Source organism: Delftia sp. DT-2, from assembly GCF_028401915.1.
Classification (GTDB): domain Bacteria; phylum Pseudomonadota; class Gammaproteobacteria; order Burkholderiales; family Burkholderiaceae_C; genus Comamonas; species Comamonas tsuruhatensis.
The window spans coordinates 1-1,077 of sequence record NZ_JAQOTI010000063.1 but is presented as its reverse complement, the minus strand read 5'-3'; the positions used below and the strand labels follow the sequence as shown (position 1 = coordinate 1,077).

At 59.6% G+C, this 1,077-nt stretch carries 1 protein-coding gene; it reads right to left on the bottom strand.

The window, feature by feature from the left end:
* Window positions 1-967: IS481 family transposase (locus tag PO605_RS30825; protein ID WP_024569601.1), on the bottom strand; the 967-nt coding region annotated here is incomplete at its 3' end.
* Window positions 968-1,077 lie beyond the last annotated feature (110 nt).

Below are 1,077 nucleotides of genomic sequence, written 5' to 3'. Positions count from 1 at the left end.
TGTCGCATCCCGTACGATCATATGGTCGCTTGTGAAACAGGTGCGGGTGGGTCTGGTACCAATCTTTCATGGCCTGCATCGGCGTACTGCTCTTGAGCGCTGACTGCGGCAACTGGTGGTTGTACAAGGCCACATAGCGCAGCAAGGTCTCCTCCATGTCCTCGCGGCTGTTGAACCGGTGGGTCTTCAGAACGTCCGCAATGCGTCCATTGAACCGCTCCACCATGCCGTTGGTTCTGGGCGTCCTGGGCTTGGTCAATCGGTGCTCTATGCCCAACTCCCGGCACAGTTGATCGAATTCATGGTTGCCGCTGGGTTCGCGTTCCTTGCTGGCAAACAGACGGTCCGTGAACTCTTTGCCGTTGTCGGTCAACAGCTTGTTGATCCTGATCGGACAGGCCTTGTGCAACGCCTTGAGGAAGGCCTGTGCACTGGCGGCGGTCTTGTTGGACTTGAGCTGCACAAACACCCAACGCGTGGCCCTGTCGATGGCCACGAATAGGTAGCGCCGGCTGCTCTCATCCTGCATCTGGGGCAGGTACTTCACGTCCATGTGCACGTAGCCTGGCTCGTAGCTCTTGAAGGCCTTGTGGGCTACCGCAGGCTCCTGGGGCTTGAGGGCGTTGAGGTTGCCCGCTCCATGGCGGCGCAAGCACCTGTCCAGCCCGGAGCGCGAGACATGGGGACAGATGAACTCCCGTGTCACGGCCAGCAGGTCATCCAAAGGTAGCAGCAAGGTACGGCGCAAGTGAACCACCACGGTCTCTTGCGCAGGCGTGAGCACCGTCTGCAGGCGATGGGCCGTGTGCGAGCGGTCTGCAAAGACATCGCGCTTCTTCCACTTGTAGACCGTCTGCTCAGTGATCCCAAAGCGCTGGGCCAGGATGCTGGCTGGTTCATCGCTGGCTGCGATCTCGGCACGCACGGCGGGCGTGGTGCGGGCGTTCTTGTGCAGGGCTATCAACATGGCTTCACTCCCTGGGTGGATTGCAAGGACTCTATCAACTCCTTTAGAACGGCTCGGGCCATGAAGAGTGGATAGCGTTTAGAGTCTATGCAATCGTCCGGGATGCGACA